The 22,960-nt window shown below is 67.7% G+C and carries 26 protein-coding genes; 6 read left to right on the forward strand and 20 right to left on the reverse strand.

Annotation, left to right across the window (positions count from 1 at the left end):
• Positions 1-13 precede the first annotated feature (13 nt).
• Positions 14-973, reverse strand: coding sequence for a D-2-hydroxyacid dehydrogenase family protein (locus tag KRR55_RS00295; RefSeq protein WP_217387049.1), 960 nt, complete (start codon positions 971-973; stop codon positions 14-16).
• Between the two features lie 82 nt (positions 974-1,055).
• Between KRR55_RS00295 and KRR55_RS00300 the strand changes: the two genes are divergently transcribed.
• The gene (locus KRR55_RS00300; protein ID WP_217387050.1) at positions 1,056-2,189 is read left to right on the forward strand and encodes a hypothetical protein; all 1,134 of its coding nucleotides are present in this window, start codon (positions 1,056-1,058) and stop codon (positions 2,187-2,189) included.
• Between the two features lie 361 nt (positions 2,190-2,550).
• Here KRR55_RS00300 and KRR55_RS00305 read toward each other — a convergent pair whose 3' ends face one another.
• Entirely contained in the window at positions 2,551-3,429 is an 879-nt protein-coding gene (locus tag KRR55_RS00305; RefSeq protein ID WP_217387051.1) for an SDR family oxidoreductase, read from the reverse strand.
• A gap of 104 nt (positions 3,430-3,533) precedes the next feature.
• Here KRR55_RS00305 and KRR55_RS00310 point away from each other — a divergent pair, with 104 nt between their 5' ends.
• On the forward strand, positions 3,534-3,905 hold the full coding sequence (locus KRR55_RS00310) for a winged helix-turn-helix transcriptional regulator (RefSeq protein ID WP_217387052.1): 372 nt from the start codon (positions 3,534-3,536) through the stop codon (positions 3,903-3,905).
• Positions 3,906-4,083: 178 nt separating this feature from the next.
• On the opposite strand, the gene KRR55_RS00315 is transcribed toward KRR55_RS00310, so the two are convergent.
• Positions 4,084-4,506, reverse strand: a complete 423-nt coding sequence (locus KRR55_RS00315) for an arsenate reductase ArsC (RefSeq protein ID WP_217387053.1) — start codon at positions 4,504-4,506, stop codon at positions 4,084-4,086.
• A gap of 54 nt (positions 4,507-4,560) precedes the next feature.
• Entirely contained in the window at positions 4,561-5,235 is a 675-nt protein-coding gene (locus KRR55_RS00320; protein ID WP_217387054.1) for a metalloregulator ArsR/SmtB family transcription factor, read from the reverse strand.
• Between the two features lie 46 nt (positions 5,236-5,281).
• On the opposite strand from KRR55_RS00320, the gene KRR55_RS00325 reads away from it, so the two are divergent.
• Entirely contained in the window at positions 5,282-6,022 is a 741-nt protein-coding gene (locus KRR55_RS00325) for an aquaporin (RefSeq protein WP_217387055.1), read from the forward strand.
• Between the two features lie 109 nt (positions 6,023-6,131).
• On the opposite strand, the gene pcaC is transcribed toward KRR55_RS00325, so the two are convergent.
• From pcaC to KRR55_RS00405, 16 genes are all read right to left on the reverse strand, one after another.
• Positions 6,132-6,539: a 4-carboxymuconolactone decarboxylase gene (pcaC, locus tag KRR55_RS00330; RefSeq protein ID WP_217387056.1), complete on the reverse strand. Its 408-nt coding sequence runs from the start codon at positions 6,537-6,539 to the stop codon at positions 6,132-6,134.
• Positions 6,536-7,351, reverse strand: a complete 816-nt coding sequence (locus KRR55_RS00335; protein WP_217387057.1) for an alpha/beta fold hydrolase — start codon at positions 7,349-7,351, stop codon at positions 6,536-6,538. Before KRR55_RS00335 ends, pcaC begins: the two co-directional genes overlap by 4 nt.
• Positions 7,348-8,757: a lyase family protein gene (locus KRR55_RS00340; protein WP_217387058.1), complete on the reverse strand. Its 1,410-nt coding sequence runs from the start codon at positions 8,755-8,757 to the stop codon at positions 7,348-7,350. The genes KRR55_RS00335 and KRR55_RS00340 overlap by 4 nt, the downstream gene beginning before the upstream one ends.
• Before the next feature lie 171 nt (positions 8,758-8,928).
• Positions 8,929-9,522: a protocatechuate 3,4-dioxygenase subunit alpha gene (gene pcaG, locus KRR55_RS00345; protein ID WP_217387059.1), complete on the reverse strand. Its 594-nt coding sequence runs from the start codon at positions 9,520-9,522 to the stop codon at positions 8,929-8,931.
• Position 9,523: 1 nt separating this feature from the next.
• On the reverse strand, positions 9,524-10,357 hold the full coding sequence (pcaH, locus tag KRR55_RS00350; protein ID WP_217387060.1) for a protocatechuate 3,4-dioxygenase subunit beta: 834 nt from the start codon (positions 10,355-10,357) through the stop codon (positions 9,524-9,526).
• A 58-nt stretch (positions 10,358-10,415) separates the two neighbouring features.
• On the reverse strand, positions 10,416-11,612 hold the full coding sequence (locus tag KRR55_RS00355) for a 4-hydroxybenzoate 3-monooxygenase (protein ID WP_217387061.1): 1,197 nt from the start codon (positions 11,610-11,612) through the stop codon (positions 10,416-10,418).
• 239 nt (positions 11,613-11,851) lie between these two features.
• Positions 11,852-12,433, reverse strand: coding sequence for a TetR/AcrR family transcriptional regulator (locus KRR55_RS00360; protein ID WP_217387062.1), 582 nt, complete (start codon positions 12,431-12,433; stop codon positions 11,852-11,854).
• 43 nt (positions 12,434-12,476) lie between these two features.
• Positions 12,477-13,229, reverse strand: a complete 753-nt coding sequence (locus tag KRR55_RS00365; RefSeq protein ID WP_217387063.1) for a tyrosine-protein phosphatase — start codon at positions 13,227-13,229, stop codon at positions 12,477-12,479.
• Positions 13,229-14,062: a phosphonate ABC transporter, permease protein PhnE gene (gene phnE, locus KRR55_RS00370; protein ID WP_217387064.1), complete on the reverse strand. Its 834-nt coding sequence runs from the start codon at positions 14,060-14,062 to the stop codon at positions 13,229-13,231. The genes KRR55_RS00365 and phnE overlap by 1 nt, the downstream gene beginning before the upstream one ends.
• A complete protein-coding gene (gene phnC, locus KRR55_RS00375) occupies positions 14,049-14,897 on the reverse strand; it encodes a phosphonate ABC transporter ATP-binding protein (RefSeq protein WP_336245002.1) in 849 nt (282 codons plus the stop codon). Before phnC ends, phnE begins: the two co-directional genes overlap by 14 nt.
• Positions 14,894-15,793 (reverse strand): phosphate/phosphite/phosphonate ABC transporter substrate-binding protein, encoded by a 900-nt coding sequence (gene phnD / locus KRR55_RS00380; protein ID WP_217387065.1) that lies wholly within the window; start codon positions 15,791-15,793, stop codon positions 14,894-14,896. Before phnD ends, phnC begins: the two co-directional genes overlap by 4 nt.
• 265 nt (positions 15,794-16,058) lie before the next feature.
• Positions 16,059-17,105 (reverse strand): sulfate/molybdate ABC transporter ATP-binding protein, encoded by a 1,047-nt coding sequence (locus tag KRR55_RS00385; protein ID WP_217387066.1) that lies wholly within the window; start codon positions 17,103-17,105, stop codon positions 16,059-16,061.
• Positions 17,102-17,923 (reverse strand): ABC transporter permease, encoded by an 822-nt coding sequence (locus KRR55_RS00390; RefSeq protein ID WP_217387646.1) that lies wholly within the window; start codon positions 17,921-17,923, stop codon positions 17,102-17,104. The genes KRR55_RS00385 and KRR55_RS00390 overlap by 4 nt, the downstream gene beginning before the upstream one ends.
• A 7-nt stretch (positions 17,924-17,930) precedes the next feature.
• Positions 17,931-18,725, reverse strand: a complete 795-nt coding sequence (gene modA, locus KRR55_RS00395) for a molybdate ABC transporter substrate-binding protein (protein ID WP_217387067.1) — start codon at positions 18,723-18,725, stop codon at positions 17,931-17,933.
• Complete coding sequence (locus KRR55_RS00400) at positions 18,722-19,132, reverse strand: TOBE domain-containing protein (RefSeq protein WP_217387068.1); 411 nt, start codon at positions 19,130-19,132, stop codon at positions 18,722-18,724. Before KRR55_RS00400 ends, modA begins: the two co-directional genes overlap by 4 nt.
• 158 nt (positions 19,133-19,290) lie before the next feature.
• On the reverse strand, positions 19,291-19,758 hold the full coding sequence (locus KRR55_RS00405) for a MarR family winged helix-turn-helix transcriptional regulator (protein WP_217387069.1): 468 nt from the start codon (positions 19,756-19,758) through the stop codon (positions 19,291-19,293).
• Between the two features lie 127 nt (positions 19,759-19,885).
• On the opposite strand from KRR55_RS00405, the gene KRR55_RS00410 reads away from it, so the two are divergent.
• Genes KRR55_RS00410 through KRR55_RS00420 form a run of 3 tightly spaced genes read left to right on the forward strand, consistent with a single transcriptional unit; the run spans position 19,886 to position 22,907 of the window.
• Complete coding sequence (locus KRR55_RS00410) at positions 19,886-20,812, forward strand: SDR family NAD(P)-dependent oxidoreductase (protein WP_217387070.1); 927 nt, start codon at positions 19,886-19,888, stop codon at positions 20,810-20,812.
• A gap of 17 nt (positions 20,813-20,829) precedes the next feature.
• Positions 20,830-21,720: an amidohydrolase family protein gene (locus tag KRR55_RS00415; protein WP_217387071.1), complete on the forward strand. Its 891-nt coding sequence runs from the start codon at positions 20,830-20,832 to the stop codon at positions 21,718-21,720.
• A complete protein-coding gene (locus KRR55_RS00420; protein WP_217387072.1) occupies positions 21,720-22,907 on the forward strand; it encodes an acyl-CoA dehydrogenase family protein in 1,188 nt (395 codons plus the stop codon). Before KRR55_RS00415 ends, KRR55_RS00420 begins: the two co-directional genes overlap by 1 nt.
• Positions 22,908-22,960 lie beyond the last annotated feature (53 nt).

Genomic DNA, 22,960 nt, shown 5'->3' on the forward strand with positions numbered 1-22,960 from the left:
CCCCGCCGGCGGGTCAGGCCAGCAGGTTGACCGGAGTCCCCGCCGCCCAGGCGGCGATGTCTTCGACCGCCCCCGCGTAGAAAATCCGGAACTGGTCCTCGGTCACGTAGCCCAGGTGCGGGGTGGCGATCACCCCGGGGGTGTGGGCCAGGCGGTGGTTGGCGGGCAGCGGCTCGATGTCGAACACGTCGACGGCGGCCAGCCCCGGGGCGCCGGAGTCCAGCGCCGCCACCAGGGCGTCCTCGTCGAGAATCGCGCCGCGCGAGGTGTTGACCAGGATCGAGCCGTGCTTCATCAACGCCAGCTGTCGCGCGCCCACCGCGCCGGTCGAGCGTTCGGAGAGCTTGAGGTGGATGGAGAGCACGTCGCTTTGGGCAAAGAGCGCCTCCTCGCCGACCAGCTCGACCCCGACCTCCGCGGCGCGTTCGGCGGTGAGGTTCTGGCTGTGGGCGATGACCCGCATCCCGAAGGCCTGGCCGATGCGGGCGACTTGGCTTCCCAGCTTGCCCAGGCCATAGACCCCGAGGGTCTTGCCCGACAGCTCGGTGCCCAGGCTTTGCTGCCACGGCTGGTCGGCGGCGCGTGGCCGTGCGGCCGAGAACAACTCGACGTCCAGGCGGCGGGCGGCCGCCATGACCAGGGCCCAGGTGTGCTCGGTCGCCGCCGCGGCGCTGCCGGCGGTGCCGCACACCGTGATGCCCAAATCGCGCGCCGCGTCCAGGTCGATGGACGCATTGCGCATGCCCGTGGTGACCAGGAGCCGCAACGAGGGGAGCCGGCGCAGCCGCTCCGCGGTGAAGGGGGTGCGTTCGCGCATGGCCACGATGACGTCGAAGTCCCGCAGCGCGGCGGCAACCGCGGAATCGTCGTGCCCCAGGAATGCGGTGAAAAAAACGACCTCGCCGGGCAGCGAATCCCAGTCGGCGAGGGAAGAGGCAAGGTCTTGGTAGTCATCGAGGACGGCTATGCGCATGGCCCCAGTCTAGGAGCCGCGGGGCGGGTACCGTGGAGACACGGCCGCGGTTGGCCGGATGACCACAGGCGGGGGAGCGGACATGGAATTGGCGGAGGCCTTGCTCGGCGGCCGGCGGGGACGGCGTGCGTTGCTGGAGTTTGCGCTGGAATCAGAGGCGGTCCTGCTGCAGGGACAAACCGAACACCCGCTGCATGGGGGACTCTTCGACGCCTCCTATCGTGTGGAAGCGGGGCGCGGGGACGCCGTGGTGCTCTTCGGGGCGGGTGCGGGGGAGGGCGGGAAAGACGTCCTCACGGATGAGGACATCGCCGACTTGCTGGCCGCCACCCAGCTGGTGCCGGTGACCTTCGAGAGGTTGCGCAAGGCACTGGTCCGGAGTGTTTCCACCGCCCGATACTGGCAGGAGCCCGACGGCCACGACGTGATAGCTGACGCGGCGCCGGTGCGGGCGGGCCTGGTTCGGGTCGCGGACCATATCGTCGCTTCCGGGCAGGCGGCGGGCTGGATGTCGCCGGCCGAGCCGTCCCGGCAGTGGCGCGTCGAGTGGGAGCAGAAAGATGCCCCGGGCCTCTGGACGCTGGGCGGCGAGCCCGCTGCCGCGGTGTTGGCGTCCTGGCGGGAGGCGATGGGGAACGCGGAGCGCCGCGCAGCCATCGATCGCCCGGCCGATCCGCGGGCAGCCTGGGGCGGGGAATGGTGGTCGATTCCGCCGGCGAGCCTGGTGCACTCCACCGGCGTGTTCGGGGACGGTTCCCCGGTGGGGCTGTGGTGCGTTGAGGACGGCTTCGGGTGGGATCGGGCCGAGACGCGGGCGGTGGCGGTGCCCGGATCGGCACGCATCTTCGAAGTCGCCGGCGCGTCGGACTGGGCGCGGTTGTGCCGCCGCTACCCGCTGGAGGTCACCGCGCAGAAACGCCACGACTGGTACCGCACCACCGGAAGGGCGGGGCGTTGGGTCATGCCGGATTTCTCGCTGGTGGCCCGTGAGTACGACGCCGTGCACCTGACAACCGCCGCGTACCTCGCGACGGCGGGCGAGATCATCGAGGTGGATTCCGAAGGTGCCAGTGTGGTTGCCGGGTGGAACCCGGATGAGACATATTGGTTCACCGACGGGGTGCGGCTCCGCAGCGATCCCGTTGCGTGGGCGTGCGCCGACGCGAACTCCGGAGACGCCGCTTGGTCACGCCGCCGAAAGGGCCCGGAGGACTGACCGGCGCATGAACGGCCGGCGGGGCATTCCTGGGAGGAAGCCCTGCCGGCCGTTTGGCCCGGGGTCAAGAGGTGTCAGTCGCCCATGAAGCGGCGATCCCAGCGACGTTTGCGCCCGAGGGCGCGATTGACGCGCCACGGGGATTTGCGGGCCTTGCCCTGGCCGCGCCACTGGTGCGGCTTGCACAGGGCGCATCCCCGATTGCGGCGGTGAGGTGAGTGTGCCAATTCTTGTTTCCTTCCCGGATCCTGCCCCGCCCGGGTGGGCGGGGTTTGCATCGGGAAGGCAACGGGGCTGGCATATTTGGAGCGTACGTGAGACGGGCGGACGTGTCGACTATTCGCTCGTCACCCCTGCCGGATCAGGCCTGTTGGGTGGCCAACTCGGCGGCGGCGGCATGAACCGCCTCGCCCAGCGTCGTGGCGGGGCGTCCGATCAGGGTGCTCAGGGCGTTGCCCTCCACCAACAGGTCGCCCCGGGCGATGCCGCGGTCGCTGTCTGCCAGGATCTTCGCGAAGAAGTCCGGCACCCCGGCGCCCACGAGCACGTGCGAGAAGTCCTCCTCCGGCAGGTCCTGGTAGGTCACCGTCTGGCCCGTGGCCGCGCTGACTTCGCGGGCCAGGTCGCCCAGGGTGAAGGATTCCTCGCCGCCCAGCTCGTACACCTGGCCGGCTTGGTCCTCGGCGAGGAGGACTGCTGCGGCGGCCTGGGCCAGGTCGGCCCGGGTGGCGCCGTTGAGCCTGCCCTCGCCGGCGCTGCCGAAGACCGAGCCGTGCTGCAGGTATCCCTCCAACTGTTCGGTGTAGTTCTCCAGGTACCAGCCGTTGCGCAACAGCACGTGCGGGATCCCGGAGTTGCGCAGCGCCCGCTCGGTTTCTTGGTGGTCGGAGGCCAGGGCCATGGTGGTCGTGTCGGCATTGGGGATGCTGGTGTAGGCCAGAAGCTGGACACCGGCATCCTTGGCGGTCTCGATGACGTCGAGGTGCTGGGCCACGCGCGGGCCCGGCTCGTTGCCGGAGACCAGCAGCACCTTCTCGATCCCGACGAAGGCCTCGCGCAGCGAGGCCGGGTCGGAGTAGTCCATGGTGCGGACCTGGACCCCGAGTTGCGCAAGGTCGGCGAGCCTTGCCGTGTTCCTGCCCCCAGCCACAATCTGTTCTGCTGGAACGTTTCGCTCTAGGAGGGCTTCAACTACGAGGCGGCCGAGCTTGCCTGTGGCGCCGGTGACGAGGATGGTCATGGGGGTTTTCCCTTCGTGGAAGAACTGACTGTCCCCCATCACAACCGCGCGTCCGGAACAATACTTCCCAAAAGAGAGTACGCACTTTAAGGTAAGGTACTTTCATGTCGGCCCCCAGCAGTCTCCAGTCACCAGATGTTCCAGCAGCCGCCCTGGTCCTGCAATCCGGTTGCCCTAGCCGGACGGTGCTCGACCACGTGACCAGCAAGTGGGGCGTGCTCCTTCTCGTGGCATTGGCGCAGGGCCCGCAACGCTGGAGCGAACTGCGCCGCAGCGCGGAGGGCATCAGCGAAAAAATGCTTGCCCAAACCCTGAAGACCCTTGAGCGGGACGGCCTGGTCCATCGCGATGCGCAGCCGGTGATCCCGCCGCGTGTCGACTACAGCCTCACCGGCCGCGGCGAGGAACTTGTGGCCCTGCTCCGGCCGTTGGTTGACTGGATCGGCGTACACGCCGAGGACATCGTCAACGGATAGCCGCCCGCGGGATCCCCGAGGGATACCTGCACGTTTCCCTCATGCCTGCGCCGGGCCTCTTCCTTCCGGCCGGCGGCACCCAGTCGCGATGCGGACCCGGCGGAGCGGACCCGGATCCAGCCCTAGGCCTCGACGATCAGCAGGGCGTCCGCGCGTCCGCTTCCGGCAGCAGGGCGTACTACTTGGCGGCCGGTACGAGGGACTCGATGAGGCCTTCGATCCGGGTCTTGATTTCGTCGCGGATCGGGCGGACCGCGACGACGCCCTGGCCGGCGGGGTCCTCGAGGACCCAGTCCTCGTAGCGCTTTCCGGGGAAGTAGGGGCACTCGTCTCCGCAACCCATGGTGATGACGACGTCGGATTCCTTGACGGCCTCGGTCGTGAGGACCTTGGGGATCTCGGCGGACATGTCGATGCCAAGTTCGGCCATGGCCTCGACGGCTGCCGGATTGACCGCCTCCGCGGGCTGCGAGCCCGCCGAGCGGACCTCGATGGCGCCCTGGGAGAGCGTGGTGAGGAATGCGGCGGCCATCTGGGAGCGGCCGGCGTTGTGCACGCAGACGAAAAGGACGGAGGGCTTCTTGGAAGATTCAGTGCTCACGGGATTCTCCTGTGTGGGGTGTGTTGGAGTCGGATGGGGTTGGCGAATTCGGGGCTAGGCGGCGTGCAACCGGGATGCGAGGTCGTTGATGCGCCGGGCGAGGTCGAGATAGGCGTCTTCGAAGGCCGCGCCGGTGTCCAGACGCAGGGGATCCGGCACCGACCAATGGATGCCGTCCAGCTCGGTCAGTTCCTCGTGGGCGTTGTCGCACACCGTCACGATGAAGTCCCCGTCGCGGGCCACGTGCTCCAGGCTTCGGGGCGCAAGGCCCGCAAGCTCCAGGCCATGGCGAAGGGCAACCTCGGTGGCGCCTGGGGCGATGCTATCCGCCGGATGCGTCCCGGCCGACGCCGCGGGAACCTCGCTGACTTGCCGCCACAACGCTGTCGCAAGTTGTGAACGGGCGCTGTTCTTCGTGCAGACGAACAGGACGCGGCGGGCGGCGTGCTCGCGCCCGGGCACCAGGTCATCCAGTGCGCCGGTTGCCAGCCGGAAATAGCTGCGGCGCTTGTCGGCCTCGGAGCGTTGGCGCATGATGAGGCCGGCCCCTTCCAGCGAGCGCAGGTGGTGGGAGAGCAGGTTCGAGGGCATCCCGAGCTCGGCCCTCAGCTCCTTGGGGGAAAGGTCGCCCAGGGTCAGCATGTCCACGATGCGCAGTCTCGCAGGATCCGCGAGGGCGGCGTGCCTTGCGGCGCGCTCCCGAAGGGAATCCGTTAGCTCAATATTCATTGGTTCAACTTTGACTGAGATAAATTATTCTGTCAAGCTGGTGTCCATGAATTCAAACCAACCGCCATTGTGGCGCCGCGCCATCGCCGAATTGCTCGGAACCGGCCTGCTGGTGGCCATCGTCGTCGGGTCGGGAATCGCGGCGCAGCAGCTCTCCCCGAACGACATCGGCCTGCAGCTGCTTCAGAACAGCACCGCCACCGTGCTGGGCCTGACGGTGCTGATTCTCGTGTTCGGACCGGTCAGCGGTGCGCACTTCAACCCCGTGGTTTCCATGGTCGACTGGATCCTGGGCAGGCGCAGCGGCACCGGACTGGGCGTGCCCGAGCTTGGAACCTACGTGGTTGCGCAGACGGTGGGCGGAATCGGCGGCAGCGTCTTGGCGAACGCCATGTTCGAGGTGGGCACCTCGATTTCCACCAAGGACCGAGCCACCCCGGGGCATCTGCTGGCCGAGGTCGTTGCCACCGCCGGGCTCGTCCTGCTGATCTTCGCCCTGGCCGCCACCAACAGGGGCGTGCTGGCCGCGCCGGCCGTTGGCGCATACATCGGGGCGGCGTACTGGTTCACCTCCTCGACGTCGTTCGCGAACCCGGCCGTGACGGTGGGACGTATCTTCAGCGACACGTTCGCCGGCATCGCCCCCGCATCGGCCCCCGGCTTCATCGTGGCGCAGCTGATTGGCGCGGCGGTGGGCCTGGGCCTGCTCCTCGTCCTGTTTCCGTCCGCGGGGCGCTCCGCGGATGACGTGGTGCTCCCGCACGGCGCCGAGAGCTCCAACCCCTAGCAGTTGTCCCCGACGGCCTGCGGACGACCGGACAAGAACCAAAAAGCGACGGACCCCGACGATTCACCTGAATCGATCGGAGCCCGTCGCTTTGTATTTGGCCAGATGCCTACTTGGCGTCCTGTGCGGCGTATTCGGCCAGCACCTTCTTGCCGATCTTGAACGCGGTGTTGGCCGCGGGCACGGAGCAGTAGATGGCCGACTGCAGGAAGACTTCCTTGATTTCGTTTTCGGTCATGCCGTTGCGCAGGGCGGCATGCACGTGCATTTCCAGTTCTTCCCAGTAGCCGCCGGCGATCAGCGCGGTCAGCGTGATGGCGCTGCGGGTGGTGCGCGGCAGTCCGTCGCGGGTCCAAATGGTGCCCCAGGCGTAGCGGGTGATCATTTCCTGGAACTCGTCGGTGAAGTCCGTGGAGTTCTCGGTCGCCCGTTCCACGTGTTCGGTGCCGAGGACCTGCTTGCGGACCGTCAGTCCGGCGTCGTAGGTGTCGCCGGGCAGGCGGGAATCGGCGGTCATGCAATTTTCTCCTGGGAGATCGAGGCGAAGAATTCGTTCAGCAGTGCGGCGGTCGCCTCCGGGTCCTCGGCCGGGGCCAGGTGTGCGACGGTGTCGATCGTCGCCGCCTGGGCGTTCTGTGCGTGTTCGGCGATGAACTGCGCGTCGGCGGGAGGGCAGACGGCGTCGTGGGCGCCGGCGATGGCAAGGATCGGGTCCGTCATGGACGGAAGCGCCTCGCGCAGGTCGAAGCCGGCCAGCGCGCCACAGACGTGGGCGTAGGCGAACCTGTCGGCGTCCTGCAGGTTGTGCAGCAGGTCGGTGGACACCACCGGGTTGGCCTCGATGAAGCCGGGGGCGAACCAGCGCTCGGCCGAGCCGGCGAGCACCACCGGCGTGCCGGCCTTGGCCACGAGCTCGGCGCGTTCCGTCCAGCCCTCGGGGGTGCCGATCTTTGCCGCGGAGCAGATGACCGACAGTCCGGCAAAGGCGCCGGGGAAGTCGTTGGCCAGCTGCAGGGCGATGGCCCCGCCCACGGAAACGCCCGCGTAGAACAGCGGGGCGGCGGGGGTGAGGACCTTGTCGGCCTCCAGCGCCTGGACCATCGAGATGACACCGGCGGCCAGCTCGGCCATGGAGAATTCCTCGGTGGAGGGAGCGGATTCGCCGTGGCCGGGCAAGTCCCAGGCCACGAGCTGGAAGTGCTCCTTGAGGAACGGCACGGCCGGACCCCACAGGGCCAGCGAGCCGGTGCCCAGCGAGGGGCCCAGCACCAGGGTGGGGAGGTCGGCTGCCGAATGCAGCAGGGACGGGGTCAGGGTGGGGATGCTCATGAGTCCTTCCAATCTGTGAAGTCTTCGCGGATACGGGTGATGAAGTCGGTGGCCGAGCCCAGGTAGCCGGCCGGGTCCAGCAGGTCATCGAGGAACAACTGGTTGTCCATGTCGGAGGGCAGTGCGCCCTGCAACAGGGTGCGCAACGGGGTGCCGGTGCGCAGGGATTCAAGGACCAGCTCCTGTACAGCCGCCTTGCCGCCGGCAACCAGGGGTGCCACCACGGTGGAAATGCGTTCGGAGACCAAAAGCTCCCCGGACAAGGCCATGTTCCGGGCCATCGCCTCGGGGTGCACGCCCAGTCCCGCGGCCAGGGTTGCCGCGTGGTGTGCGGCACCGCCGGCCAGGCGGACCAGCTCGCGCACCGAAGCCCATTCGGCATGCCAGCCGCCGTCGGGCCGTTCGTCCACGGCGGTGCCGGCGGCGGTGTAGAGCGCGGCGACGTGGGCGGGGGCGGAGAGTGCCGCATTGCGCAGCAGTACCGAGTGCACGGGGTTCTGCTTTTGCGGCATGGCCGAGGACCCGCCCTTGCCGGCCTCGCGGGGTTCGGAGAGCTCGCCGATTTCCGGTCGCGACGCGGTGAGCACGTCGGCGCCGAAGGTGCCGGCGGCGGCGATGACCGAGCCCAGCGCGGAGCCGAGCCCCAGCACGGGTTGGCGCACGGTGTGCCACGGGGCGATCGGTGCCGCCAGGCCGAGTTCGGCCGCCAGCGCCGCGGTGAGCTCGTGGGCGCGTTCGGCCAGGCGCTTTTCGGACTTGTAGGGCAGAGCGGAACCCAGGCGCTGGTGCAGCGAGGCCAGGGTGCCCACGGCCCCGCCCCACTGCAGCGGCAGGGAAGCGGCGACGGCATCGAGCTGGCGCCCGGCGGCGGTGAGGGATGCCAGCCAGTTGGCGGCGCGCAGCCCGAAGACTGTGGGCAGCGCGTGCTGGGTCAGCGAGCGCGCCACGCACAGGGTGGAGGCGTGGGCGGCACTGATCTCGGACAGGGCGCCGGCGGCGCCGAGCAGGTCCGTGCGGATGGCCGCGATGGAACGGGAGGCGATGAGCATCAGCGCGGAATCGATGATGTCCTGGCTGGTGGCCCCGCGGTGCAGGGCGGTGGCGGCGGTTGCCGGGGCGCCGGATTCGGCGAGCTGCTTGCGCATCATGCCCAGCAGCGGGATGAGCGCGTTGGCGCCGTCCGGGCCCGCGGCGGCCAGGGCGCCCAGGTCGTAGAGTTCGACCTGGGCGATCCGCTCCACGGCCTGCGCATCCGCGGAGCTGCACAGCCCGGCCTCGGCCTGGACCTTGACCCAGGCTGCCTCCACGTCGAGCATCCCCTGGGCGAAGGCGGCGTCCGAGGCGGTCTTCGCCACGGGCGTCGCCGCCCATGCCGGGGTCAACAATCCGTAATCGGCCGGGTACATGGGCGGTGCTTCTCCTGTGGGTCTGTGGTTGCGGGGGTGGTGCTGGCGGTGGGGGCTTGAACCCCACAAAACCCCCGCAGCGCGGGAACCCGCCTTTTCCATCATCCCGGTTTGGGAGGGGATCGGCGAGTTCCGTGGCGCACGGGGGTCACATGCGGGATGCGGCGTTGGCTAGCTCTCGCGCGGGTAGGAGAGGAACACGGTTTCGTCCTCGCCCTGCAGCGAAATATCGAAGCGCAGCGAGCCGTCGGCCTCGCGAGTGGCGATCAGCGTCTTGCGCTGTGCCTCGTCCAGCGAGGAAAGCAGCGGATCATTGGCCAGCGCCGCGGTGTCCTCCGGCAGGTAGATGCGGGTGAACAGGCGGTTGAGCAGGCCACGGGCGAAGACCGTGAGCATGATGAACGGCGCCTTGCCCTCCTCGGTGGCCCCGGGGTTCAGTGTGGTGAAGGTGTAGTGCCCGACGTTGTCCACCGCGGTGCGGCCCCAGCCGGTGAAGGTGTAGCCGTCGCGCACCAGCGAGCCGTCCTGGGAGACCACGTTGCCGTCCTGATCCGGCTGCCAGATTTCCAGCAGCGCGTCGGGGATGACGGTGCCGGCGCCGTCGGTGACAACCCCGTGCAGGCGCACCGCTCCGGGGCGGGCCTGGTTGACCAGCTCGTTGTCCTTCGTAAAGGGCAGGGCATAGCCGTAGAACGGGCCGATGGTCTGTCCCGGCGTGGCGGCGAGCTTGAGCGCGGGGGCCTGGGTGTTGCGTGCCTGTGCCATGTTAGTGATCTCCCTCTTCGTCTTCCATCCAGGTCCGGTTGCTGCCGGTGAGTACGATGTCCCAGTTGTAGCCGGTGGCCCATTCGTGGGACGTGATCGAGTGGTCGTAGGTGGCGACCAGGCGGTCGCGGGCGTCCTTGTCCGTGATGGCCTGGTAGATCGGGTCAAGGGAGAAGAGCGGATCGCCCGGGAAGTACATCTGGGTGATCATGCGCTGGGTGAAGTCGGTGCCGAAGAGCGAGAAGTGGATGTGCGCCGGGCGCCAGGCATTGTGGTGGTTCTTCCACGGGTACGGTGCCGGCTTGATGGTGGTGAAGGAGTATTCGCCGTTGGGGCCGGTGATCGCACGTCCCACGCCGGTGAAGTTCGGGTCGATCGGGGCCGGGTGCTGGTCGCGCTTGTGGATGTAGCGTCCGGCGGCGTTTGCCTGCCAGATTTCCACCAGCTGGCCTGCAACCGGGCGGCCGTCGCCGTCGAGCACGCGGCCCGCGACCACGATGCGCTCGCCGATGGGCTCGCCGTTGTGCTGGATGGTCAGATCCGATTCCAGGGCGTGCACGTCGCGCTCGCCGAAGGCGGGGGAGTGCAACTCGATGGTCTCGGGGTCCGCGTGGTGCAGGTTCTTGGTGGGGTGGCGCAGCAGCGAGGAGCGGTAGGGGGCGAAGTCGATGCGCGGCTGCGTCTCGGCCTTCATCCCGTCGACGACCGACTGGCGGTAGGCCGCGTGGATGTCGGCGATTTCCTGGCTGATGGATTCCTGCGAGACGGTCGTGGCGGCGGGGTCCAGGACGTGCGAATCGTTGAACGTCTCGTTCGCGGTGGTTTCGGTGCTCACTGCGTGCTCCTTTCGGTGGGGCGTGCGGGGGTGGTGAAGGGGATAAACGGGGGCGGGGCTAGGCGTGCGGCCAGCCGGTGTAGGACTCGGCCAGGTATTGCTGTCCGTAGCGCGAGGAGGTGACGGTGTCGAGCTCGCCCAAGGCGCGCTTGGCCATGAACGGGTCGGCGTTCACCGGGGTGTGCAGCATCGAGGTCATCCAGTAGGAGAAGTTCTGCGCCTTCCACACGCGCTTGAGCGCCTTGTCCGAGTATCCGTGCAGCAGCGCCTCGTTCCCGCTGGAGTAGAAGGAGTCGAGGGCCTCGAAGAGCACGTTGACGTCGGCGAAGGCGAGGTTCAGGCCCTTGGCGCCGGTGGGCGGGACGGTGTGCCCGGCATCCCCGATCAGGAAGAGTCGGCCGTGGGAGAGCGGCTCGCGCACGAAGGAACGGAACTTCAGCACGGTCTTGTCGAAGATGTTCCCGGTCTTCAGCGTGAAGCCGTCCGGTCCGTCGACGCGGCGCTGCAGCTCGTTCCAGATGCGGTCCTGCGACCAGTCCTCGACGTTCTCGTTCGGATCGCACTGGAAATACATGCGCTGGACGGTCTCGGAGCGCTGGGAGATCAGCGCGAAGCCGTGCGGGGAGTTGGCATAGATGAGTTCGTGGGCGGACTTGGGTGCCTCGGTGAGGATCCCGAACCAGGCGAAGGGGTATTCGACCTTGAAGTCCCTGCGGTTGGTGTCGGGCATCTGCCGGCGGCAGAAGGAACGCGAGCCGTCCGCGCCGACCAGCACGTCGCAGTGCACCTCGAACTCGGCGCCCGAGGCATCGGTGAAGCGGAACTTCGGGGTGTCGGTCTGAAGATCCAGCAGCTCGGTGACCTCCGAGGAGTAGCGCACGTCCCCCGCGTCGCGCTTGCGCGCGGCGGCGAGGTCGACGAAGACCTCGTTCTGCGCGTAGAGGGTGACGGTGGCGTCGACCAGGTCGCGGAAATCCAGCGGGTGGGATTCGCCGTTGAAGCGCAGGTCGATTCCTGCATGCTCGTCCCCGTGGGTGAGCACGCGTCCGTCGACACCCGAGTCCACCAGCATCTTCACGGCCTGGGACTCGAGGATTCCGGCACGGTGGGTGTTGCGGATGGTCTCGTGGTCGCGTGACTCGACGACGATGTTCTCGATGCCGGTCTTGGAGAGAAGGTGCGAGAGCATCAGGCCGGCGGGGCCGCCGCCGACGATGCCGACCTGGGTCTTGACGATGGTGCGCGCTGTTGCCATGGGGGGATCGCGTTCCTTGGGTGCGGGGGATCGGAGGGCGGCAGCGGCACGTCTTTGTGTGGTGTGCGCCCGGCAACGATCCCTGGGAGTGGGGTCTCTGCATCCAGTCTGTGGGCGCGGCCACCAAACAACCACGCCCATCCCATTGAATGAGAATTCCTCATTGGGGATGGCGACCCCGGGCCGATACCTCGGAGGAACCTGAAACAGCCGGCCCCGGCAAGGGGTCCGGCTGGTTCCTAGGTCGCGGCTAGGCCGCGGAATAGCATGCGGATGGCCTCACCGACCCGGGCCCGGCTTTCGTCACTCCCGCCATCGGGGCGAACCACGGTCTGGTAGTAGGTGGCGCCGTTGATGAGATCCAAGGCGACCTCCAGATCGGCATCGGCCCGGATTTCCCCGGTTTCCCGCCCCCGTTCAAGGATGGCGAGTGACGCGGACCGGCGCCGGCGGACGTGCCGTTCCCAGTAGGCCCGCTGCAATGCCTTGTCCCGCAGGCCCAGTGCCAGTCGCTGGTTGATCAGCCGGTTGCCCTCCTCGGAGGCATCGATCTCCAGCAGGACCTGTTCGTAGGATGCGACCATGGTCTCCAGGACGGTGTCGCGTTCGACGTGCTCGATCGACCGACGGTCGGCGTCGAGGGCCGCGACGACGACGGCCTGCCGGTTCTCCCAGCGCCGGTAGATCGCGGCGCGGCTGGCGCCGCTGCGCTCAACCAGTTCGGCGAGGGTGAAGTCCTCTCCCACAGGTTTCTCGCGCAGCAGGCCGACGGCGGCGCGCAGGACCCGTTCTGCGATTGCCGAGTCGCGTGGGCGTCCCACGGGCCGGGAATCGTTGACGGCTTGGTCCGATGCGTTCGCGGTATCAGTCTTCAACGAGTCGCTCCCGCAGCCGATGGGTGGTGTCGGCATTGAGTCCGGCCCGCTGCAGGATGGCGGCGGGGCCGCCGTCGCGTTCCAGCTCGGCGAGCATGCCCGCCATGCTGCCGGCGTGCGCCCCGAGCATCGGGTGGCCGGCGGCCCGCTCCGGGTAACCGTCGAGGGCGACCGCACTGCGCATGGCCTCCAGGCGGGCCAACACCGCCGGGACATTGGCGTGGGTGGCGGCGTAGTCCCCGATGATTGTTTCCGGTTGTGCGCCGAGCACCGAGAGGATGGCAGCGGCCAGGACTCCGGTGCGGTCCTTGCCCGCGGCGCAGTGGAAGAGCACGCCCCCGGCGGCGTCGGCGATCAGGGTCAGCGCCTGAACCAGCTGCGGCGCGCGGCTGAGGAACAATCGTGCGTACCAGGAGCCGACATCCTCCGGGGTCTTGGTGGACGCGAACAATGCTGCCAGTGCCTGCGGGTCGGCGGAATCGTCGGTGAGCGGCAGGTGGTGCCGGGCCAGCAGGGGTCCGTCCGCGGGGCCGCTGCCGCTGCCCTCCACTTCGCCGGCCGAACGCAGGTCCAGGATGGCGCCCAGCCCGGACGCGGCGAGTGAGGCGATTTGGTCGGCCGGGGCGGACGTGATGTCATCGGCGCGCCACAGCATCGCCGGGCGCACCCGGCCACCGGCCACGGGCAGGTGGCCGAGGTCGCGCAGGTTTGCCAGGGGGGAAACCAGGGGTGTGAGTGTCATTAGCTCAGCTTCTTTCTGACCATTGCGCTGGCGCGGTCGATGATGGTCACCAGGACCACGATGGAAATGATGATGGCGAACATGTGGCCGTAGTCGTACAGCCGCATGGCATTGGTCAGCTCCAGGCCGATGCCGCCGGCGCCGACCAGCCCGAGCACCGTGGCGCCGCGGACGTTGCCCTCGAAGAGCAGCAGGGTGTAACTGACCAGCAGCGGCGAGGCCTGCGGCAGCACGCCGTAGCGGATCACCTGTCCGCTGGTGGCCCCGGAGGCGCGCAGTGCATTCAAGGGTGCCTCGGGCACCGATTCCATGGATTCGGCGTACATCTTCCCGATCGATCCGATCGAGCCGAGGATGATTGCCAGGATTCCGGCGAACGGGCCCAGGCCCACGGCCGAGACGAACATGAGCGCGAAGATCAGGTCGGGTATCGACCGCAGGACGTTCAGCACGCCGCGGGTGAGGGTGTAGAGCCAGGCGGGTGCGATATTCGAGGCCGCACCGAATGCCGCCAGCAGGGACAGCAGCGCGCCGATCAGGGTGCCGACGACTGCCATCTGCACCGTCTCGGCCAGCAGGTCCAGCACGATGTCCATCTTGTCGAAGGTCGGCGGCCACATCCGCACGAGGTAGTCGCCCATCTTGGGCAGCCCCTCGGCGAGGCGTTGCAGGCTGAATCCGGATCCGGCCATGGACCACCAGACGGCGCCCGCGGCCACGGCCAGGGAGATGATTCCCGAGGCGCCGGGGGCCTGGAAGGGGCGGGCGAGCCGCAGCCTGTCCCGCTCGTCAAGGTCCGGGAGCCGGGCGGGCTTGGTGTCAGTGCTCTTCATCGTCTTCGCTTTCCTGCCCATAGATGTCTGTGACCATGTCCGGTGTCAGCGCCTCGACCGACCCGGTGTGCCGTACCTGCCCCGCCTCGAGGGCGATAAACCTGTCGGCGTAGCGGACTGCCAGATCCACGACGTGGAGGCTGACCACCACGGGAATGCCGTCCTCGCGCGCAATGCGGCGCATCAGCCGCAGCACGGATCCGGCCAGCCGCGGGTCCAGCGACGCCACGGGTTCGTCGGCCAGGATGATGCGTGGTTCCTGCATCAGTGCCCGGGCAATGGCCACGCGCTGCTGCTGTCCGCCGGAGAGGCTGTCCGCCCGTTGGCGGGCCTTGTCGGCCAGTCCAACCCGGTCCAACAACTCCAGGGCGCGTTCGCGCTGCCGCCGCGGGAAGAATCCCAGGGCGTTGGCCGGGCCGGCGTCGTGGAGCCCGCCGGTGAGCACGTTGGTCAGTGCGCTGAGCTGCGGGACCAGATTGAAGTGCTGGAAGACGTAGCCGACCTTGGAGCGAAGCCGCCTCATATCGGCCCCGGATGCTCCAATCACGTCCTGCCCGTCGATGGTCAATTGCGTGGCTGAGGCCGGGGCCATGCCGGTGGCGGCCTTCATGAAGGTGGATTTGCCGGAGCCCGAATGTCCAAGCAGGGCCACGACCTCGCCGGGGCGCACGTCCAGGGTGAAGCTCTCAAGGGCGGTGAAGCCGTTGGGATAGGTGACGCGCAGATCCTTGGCGACCAGCACGGGCGCGGGCAGATGCATCCCGTTCCCTGCGCTGGAATCGAGGTCGGGGCGCTTTGCTGCCGGATGTTCCGCCGGGGGAAGGTCGAGGGTCACCGCATGTCCTTGAGGTCAACGCCGACGTTCTCTGCAACCTTCAGCAAAGGCTCATAGGGTGCGATGCCGGGGTTCTTGACGTACTCGGTGGCTCCGCCAAGCGTGAGGATCTCCGGGTTGTTGGTCATCTTTTCCGGCAGCGTATCCAGCAGCTGCTGGCGGGTTTCCTCGGGCAAGTCGGGGCTGACCACGATGCCGATGCCAACCGGGATGGGGGCGGTCTCGCCGATCAGCTGCAGGTCGCTCTTCTTCAGGGCGCCGGATTCGATGATCCGATCCGCGATGGAGGAACAAGCGACGTCAACGGAGCCGTTGACCATGGCCAACAGTGCGGAGTCGTGGCCGCCGGCGAAGGCTGATTCGTAGTCTTCGCCGTCAACCAGGCCGTTGTCGGCCAGCAGGGACTTGGGCATGAAGTAGCCGGTGGTGGATCCGGGGTCGACGAAGGAGACGGTCTTTCCGGCGACGTCAGCGATCGATTCGATGCCGCTTCCCGGCTTGGCATAGCAATAGGATGCAGGCTTCGTTGCGTCCTTGTTCCAGACGATGAGCGGATCCACCGAGCCGTTCTTGACGGCCAGGGCGGTGGAGAACGGGCTCATGACCGCCACGTCGACGTGGCCCTGGCGCACGGCCTCGACTACCCCCAGGTAGTCGGCTGGCATCTCGCGAGAAACTTCCTTTCCCGTGGCCTCTGCGATGAACCCCTGGATGACCTTGGCTTCGGAGAGGATGTCCGGGTCGTCGGTGCCCGGGGGCATGGCAAAGACCAAGGTGTTGTCGGCGGCGGCTGCATCGGCGGACGTGGCACTGCCGCAGGCGGAAAGGGCGAACGTGCCGGCAGCGAGTATGGCTGCGGCGCAGGCGAGGCGTTGGGCGCGTTTGGCGGAGGACATGAAAGGGCCTTTCTCGAGTGTGGGTGCTTCGGGCCGTGGCGATGCCTGGGCCCGAATCGCTGCCGGCGGGGAACGCTGCCGGCACTATCGAGAATGGCGGTCCGATATTGCCGAGAATTACGAGAACGGAAGACTCGAAATGACGTGGAGTTGAACGTTCAACGACGCTGATCCAAGCGACGCTTTCGAAGTCCGTTTCTTGCCTGCTGCGGCGGTTCCCGCGGACCCATTTTCAGTCCCGGCGAAGCGGGAGGGCTCCGGAAAATCAGGCGGCGTAAATGGTGACAGCGGTGGCCTTGAGCACGAAGTAGGCGCGGGTCCCGGGCACCAGTCCGAGGTCGGCGAGCGCGGCCGGGGTGATGTCGGCGGCCAGCTCCCCGGCACGCACCCGGATGGCGTCGCCGTGCGGCTCCAGGTCGGTGACGGTTGCCTCGAGCATGTTGCGCGGGCTGCCATGCGGTGGATCCAGGTATACCGAAACGGCGGAAGCGGGGAATGCCGCTGCCGCGGTCTCGCCGGGGACCAGCTCGGTTTCACGGGTGCCGAAGATCCGCCCGAAGGCCGTGTCGATTCCTTCCCCGTGGGCAGTGCCGGTGACCAGGTTCAGCCCGGCGAGCCCGGCGGCGAAGCGGGATCGCGGCCGGCCCAGCACGTGGCGGGTCGGGCCCGCTTCGGTGATGCGTCCGTTCTCCAGGATGACGATCTTGTCGGCCAGCATCAGCGCATCGAGGATGTCGTGGGTGATGATGATGGCGCTGCGGTCGGCGAGGACATGTTTGAGCAGTCGGCGCATCAGGGGTGCGGCGTGGATGTCCAGGGCCGCCATGGGTTCGTCGAGCAGCAACAGGTCGGGTCCCGCCGCCAGCGCCCGGGCGACCGCGACCCGCTGCGCCTGTCCGCCGGACAGTTCGCCGGGCTTCCGTGCGGCCAGGGTCTGGGTGTCAGTGGCTTCGAGCCACCGGCGGGCCGCCACCCTGGATTTGGCCGCGCCGGCGCCCTTGCTCCGCGGACCGAACGCGACGTTCTCGAGCACGCTCAGGTGCGGAAAGAGCAGGGGTTCCTGCGCAAGCAACGCGGTGCCCCGGGCGTGCGGCGCCACCCAGCAGGGACGAGCGGCGGACAGGTCAAAGAGCGTGCGCTCGCCGATGAACGCCCGTCCGGAGTCCGGGCGCAACAACCCGGCCATGATGGAGAGCAATGTCGACTTGCCGGCCCCGTTCGGTCCCAAGACCGCGAGGGTCTCGCCCCGGGCAAGGTCCAGGGAGACGTCGAAATTCCGTTCGGTGAGTGTGGCCTCGAAGTGGATCGTCACCCTGCCGCCCCCGGCCTGGCCTTCTTCGAGCGGGTGCTGCCATAGGACAGGGCCACCACGATGACGGCCACGGCAACCAGGACCAGGGACAGCGCCACCGCTGCATCGGCGTCGGTCTCGCGCTGCAGGTAGATCTCCAGGGGCAAGGTCCGGGTAACACCCTGCAGGGATCCGGCGAAGGTCAGCGTGGCCCCGAACTCCCCGAGACTGCGCGCAAAGGAGAGGACCGCGCCCGAGGCCAGGCCAGGCAGCACCAGGGGAAGGCTCACCCGGCGCAGTACCGTGGTCGGCCGTGCACCCAGCGTTGCTGCAACGGCCTCGTATTTTCCCCCGGCGGTGCGCAGGGCACCCTCGAGGCTGACGACCAGGAAGGGCAGGGCAACGAAGGTCTGGGCCAGGATCACCGCGGTGGTGGAGAACGCGATCTGGATCCCCGCAATCTCAAGACTGCGGCCCAGCAGGCCCTGGCGCCCGAAGGTGTAAAGCAGTGCGATGCCGCCCACCACCGGCGGCAGCACCAGCGGCAGGAGCACGAAGGCCCGCAGCACGCGCTGGCCCGGGAAGCTCCCGCGGGCCAGGACCAGTGCCAGCGGAACACCCAGGACGATGCACAGTGCGGTGCTGGCCGCCGAGGTGCGCAGGCTCAGGCCCAGTGCGCTCAGCGAGGATTCGGAGGTGACCAGCGGGATGAATTGGGACCACTTGACCTTGGCCACCATGGCGAGAAGCGGAAGCAGGACGAACAGGGCGCCCACGCACGCGAGGGCATAGATCCAGGGGGGAACCGCGCTGTATCCGGCCCCGCCGCGCCTGAACATCGGGCGGCTACGGAGTTCCAAAACCGGCATCGGTGAGGACCTTCCTGCCTTCGGGGCCGGCTACGAACTCGGTGAATGCATTGGCCAGGTCCTTGCTGGGGCTGGTGGCGACAGTGGCGAGGGGGTAGGTATTGACAGCCGTCTTGGCTTCGGGGAACTTAATTCCCTTGACCTTGTCGCCGGCGGCCAAGATGTCTGTGACATAGACCAGCCCGGCATCCGCCTCGCCGCTTGTCACCTTGCCCATCACATCGGTGACCGAGGATTCCTCGCTGACTGGTGCCAGGGGGGTCTTCGTGGATTCTTCCACGGCCTTGGTGGCAGTTCCGCAGGGTACCTGGGGCGCGCAAATGACGACCTTCACCCCCTGGCCGGCAAGGTCGGCAAACGTGGATATCGAGGCAGGGTTGTCCGGCGGGACCGCGATGGCAAGGGTGTTGGTTGCGAACGTTCTCGGTGCGCCGTCGAGGAGTCCCGCCTCGGACAGCTTCTCCATGTTGCCCGGGTCGGCCGAGGCAAATACGTCCGCGGGGGCACCGGCGGTGATTTGCGTGGCCAGGTCCGAGGAACCGGCGAAGCTCAGGGCGATTTTGGTGCCGGGGTGTTGTGCCTCGAAGTCGCCGGCCAGCCGCGTGAAGGTGGTCTTCAGCGAAGCCGCGGCGAACACGGTGATCTCGCCGGAAAGCCCACCTGAGGAGCCTGAAGCGCCGGCATTGTTGGCAGTGCCCGAAGTGCAGCCGGCTAGCGCGGCAGCAAGGATCGCTGCTGCCAGAAGTGTGGGGCTCTTGCGCAAGGCGCTCATGCAGCGCCCTTGCCTTGCGGGGATTCGATGATGACGGTGGTTGCCTTGACCACGGCCGTGGCGATCGATCCCAGCTCGAGCCCCAGTTCACGGGCGGCTTCACTGCTCATCAGGGACACGACGCGGAACGGGCCGCATTGCAGCTCGACCTGGGCCATGACGGTGTCCATGGTGATGCCGGTGACCAATCCGACGAACCTGTTGCGCGCCGAGGATCCCACGAGCGACTGGTCATCGGGGAGTTGGGCTTGGTTGCGTGCGAGCTGGGCAAGCTCGAGTCCGTCCACGGCCGCGCGGCCGGAGGCGTCCTTGTGCGGTGTGAGGTTCCCGTTCTCGGTCCAGCGGCGAATGGTGTCGTCGCTGACCCCGAGGAAGCGGGCTGCTTCGGACACTCGAATTTTCGACATGATTCAATCCTGCCTCATATGCGGGGATTTGGGGCAAGAATCGTCGCAAATTCGACACCAGGATCAGTGCAGGGGCCGGCGAACACTGCGGAGGGGTGGGGGATGGTCCCTAGTTGAACGGCGGGCCGGTGCTGCGCAGGGGTTGCTGGTGGCTTGGCTCAGTCGCGAAACGCAATGCGTGAGAGCAGGTCGCGCAAGGTCTCCTGCTCGGATTGGTTCAAGCTCGCCATGGCAACGGCCTCGCCCTCGGCGGTGGCCTTGCGGGCCTTCCTGTAGAGCTGTTCGCCGGCCTTGGTGCCGGTGATGACCTTGGAACGGCGGTCGTTGGGATCGGCGGTGCGCTCCACTAGCCCGTCGCCCTCCAAGGCATCCACCAGCGGCACGATCTGGCTCGGGTCCAGCGAGAGAAATTCCGCCAGCTCGCGCTGGGTCGGCGCCATGCCGCTGCATGCCAGGGAAAGTACGGAGTAGGAGCGGACCTTCAATCCCAGGGGGGCCAGCAGCTTGTTGGCGCGGGCGGATCCGAGCGATCTTGTGCGGGCGGTGAGGAACTCGATTTCTCCGGCCAGTTCGCTGGTCAGGAATCGGTCAATGGTGTTCATGATGGTGCCCGGCTTGGTCGCCATGGTGCTACCCCTAGGGATCGATAAGAAACTTAATCGTTGACTTTATCAAGAGTTTAAGTTGTTATGTATATATCAAGGTTCCCACGACCGGGTCGGCGGGGCAATAACTACCCTCGAAGGAGCAGACATGTCACTGGCTGGAAAAGTTGCAATCGTCACCGGCAGCGGCCGCGGACTCGGCCTGAGCTACGCCCAGGAGCTCGCCCGCCAGGGTGCCGCCGTGGTCATCAACGACGTCGACGCCGACGTGGCCGCCGAGGCAGTCGCCTCGATCACGGCCGCGGGCGGCAATGCCGTGTCCGTCGTGGCACCGGTCGGTTCCACCGACACCGCCAAGTCCCTGGTGACAGCGGCAGTGGAGAACTTCGGCCGCCTCGACATCCTGGTCACCAATGCCGGGGTGCTGCGCGACAAATCGATTCTGAAGATGACCGACGAGGACTTCGACCTGGTCATCAACGTGCACCTGCGCGGCACCTTCACCTGCGTCCGCGAGGCCTATGGCTACTTCAAGGAAAACAACATCGCCGGTCGCATCATCACCATCGGTTCGCCTACCGGCCAGCGCGGGAACTTCGGCCAGACCAACTACGCCGCCGCCAAGGCCGGGATCGTGGGCATGGTGCGCACCTGGGCCATGGAAATGAAGCGTGCAGGAGTCACCGTCAACGCCGTCATCCCGGTGGCCGCCACCGCGATGACCAAGACCGTTCCGTTCTTCGCGAAGGCCGTCGAGGCCGACGAGAGCGGCGAGGTCATGCCGGACTTCTTCCGCAAGGAGCTGGGCTTCGGCACGGCCGACGACGTCGCCGGGCTCATCGCCTTCCTCGCCTCCGAGGAAGCGGGCAGCATCACCGGCCAGGCCATCGGCGCCGGCGGGGACCGCCTGCAGTTGTGGAGCCACCCCGAGGCCATCGCCTCGGAATTCAACGACGGCGGCTGGGACTATGCCACCTTGCGCGAACGCTTCCCGTTCGGCGGCAACCTGCAGTCCGTCGGCGAGACGTTCCCCGAACTCCCCGCCGAGCTGCAGCCCGAGCCGGCCGCCAAGTAGAAAGTACCGGCACCACGATGAGCGTTCGCTACGAATCCAACATCGACCTCAACGCGGTCACCGCGATCGACATGCATGTTCACGTCGAGGTCGATGACTGCGGGCACAAGGCCATGCCGGAGGACCTCTTCGAGGCCTCGGCCGCCTACTTCAAGTCCGAGGACCGCACCCCCTCGGTGGACCGCATCGCACAGGTCTACCGCGAGGCGAAGATGGCCGCGGTGCTGTTCACCGTCGATGCCCGCACCGCGCTGGGCCACGAGCCGAACTCGATCGATGACCTGGTGGCCGGGGCCGCGCGCAACAACGACGTGCTGATCCCCTTCGGGTCGGTAGACCCGCGCACCGGTCCCGCCGCGATTGCCGAGGCGCGCCGCCAGGCGGACGAGCTCGGCGTGCGCGGTTTCAAGTTCCATCCCTCGCTGCAGGGCTTCGACCCGTCAAGTGAGGAGTTCTACCCGCTCTGGGCGGCGTTGGAGGAGATCGGCTTGCCGTGCATCTTCCACACCGGCCAGAACGGCATGGGCGCCGGGCTCCCCGGCGGACGCGGCATCAAGCTGCGCTACTCCAACCCGCTGCTGCTGGACGACGTGGCGGCGGACTTCCCGGGGCTGACGATCATCATGGCCCACCCCTCGGTGCCGTGGCAGGACGAGGCGAACTCGATCGCCACGCACAAGGCGAACGTGTTCATCGACCTCTCGGGCTGGAGCCCGAGGTACTTCCCGGCATCCCTGGTGAAGATGAGCAACAACGTGCTCTCCACCAAGGTGCTCTTCGGTACCGACTACCCGCTGATTACCCCTCAGAAGTGGCTCGGAGCCTTCGCCGAGCTGCCGCTGAAGGACGAGGTGCGCCCGCTGATCCTCAAGGACAACGCGGTGCGGGTGCTGGGACTGGGCAAATAATGGCCGACTTCTACCCCAGTGACCAGTACGGGTTCGCCCGGCTGCTTTCCGACGCGGAGCGCGCGGCGCTGCTGCGCCTGCGCGCCGTGCTCGATGAGCATGTGCGTCCGGTGCTCAGCGACCATTGGGAGCGCGGGAAATTCCCCGAATCCATCATCGCCCCGCTCGTAAGCCTGGACATGATGCGGCCGGCCGAGGTGCTGGCCGCCGGCGAAACGGTCCGTGGCCTCTTCGGCGGCTTCCGGAACTTCGAGCTGGCCCGGGTGGACGCCTCGGTCGTCACCTTCTACAACGCCCAGTCCGGGCTGTTCCGCACCACGGTGAACCTGGGCGGCAGCAAAGAGCAGGTCGCCGAGCTGGACCCGCGCATCGCCTCCTACGAGTACAAGGGCGTCTTCGCGCTCACCGAGCCGGAGCACGGGTCGGACATTGCCGGGGGACTGGAAACCCGGGCCACGTTCACGGCCGACGGCCAGGGCGGGCACTGGGTGATCAACGGCGCCAAGCGCTGGATCGGGGGAGCGGCCCAGGCCGACGTCCTGGCGGTCTTCGCCCGCGACACCGCCGATTCCAAGGTCAAGTGCTTCCTCGTGCCGACGGATGCCCCGGGGGTGAAGCTGATCAAGATCGAGCGCAAGACCTCCCTGCGGATCATGCAGAACGCCGACATTGAGCTGAGCGACGTGTCGGTGCCCGACTCGGCGCGGCTGGCGAACATCAACTCGTTCGCGGACGTCGCCGCCTGCCTGCGCAACATGCGCTCGGACGTCGCCTGGATCGCCGCCGGCGCGGCGGCGGGCGCCTACGAGGCGGCGTTGAAGTACGTCACGGAACGCCACCAGTTCGGCAAGCCGTTGGCGTCCTTCCAGCTGATCCAGGAGAAGCTCGCCACGATGCTCACCAACGTCACGGCATCCCTGGCCATGGTGGTCAGCCTGACCCAGGCGCAGGACGGGGGCATCTACAGGGACGAGAACTCGGCCATGGCCAAGATGTTCACCGCGCGCATGCTGCGCGAGACCGCCGCCCTCGCGCGGGAGGTCTGCGGGGGCAACGGCATAGTGCTGGACTACGACGTCGCCCGCTTCCACGCCGACGCCGAGGCCATCTATTCCTACGAGGGCACCGACGAGATCAACGCGTTGATCCTCGGCCGGGCCATCACCGGCATCGGGGCCTTCCGATAGACCGCCTCCCCGGCGCCACCAGGTTTTTAGCCAAACACCTCAATACCAACCAC

The organism is Paeniglutamicibacter quisquiliarum (genome assembly GCF_019084045.1).
GTDB classification, from domain to species: Bacteria; Actinomycetota; Actinomycetes; order Actinomycetales; family Micrococcaceae; genus Paeniglutamicibacter; species Paeniglutamicibacter quisquiliarum.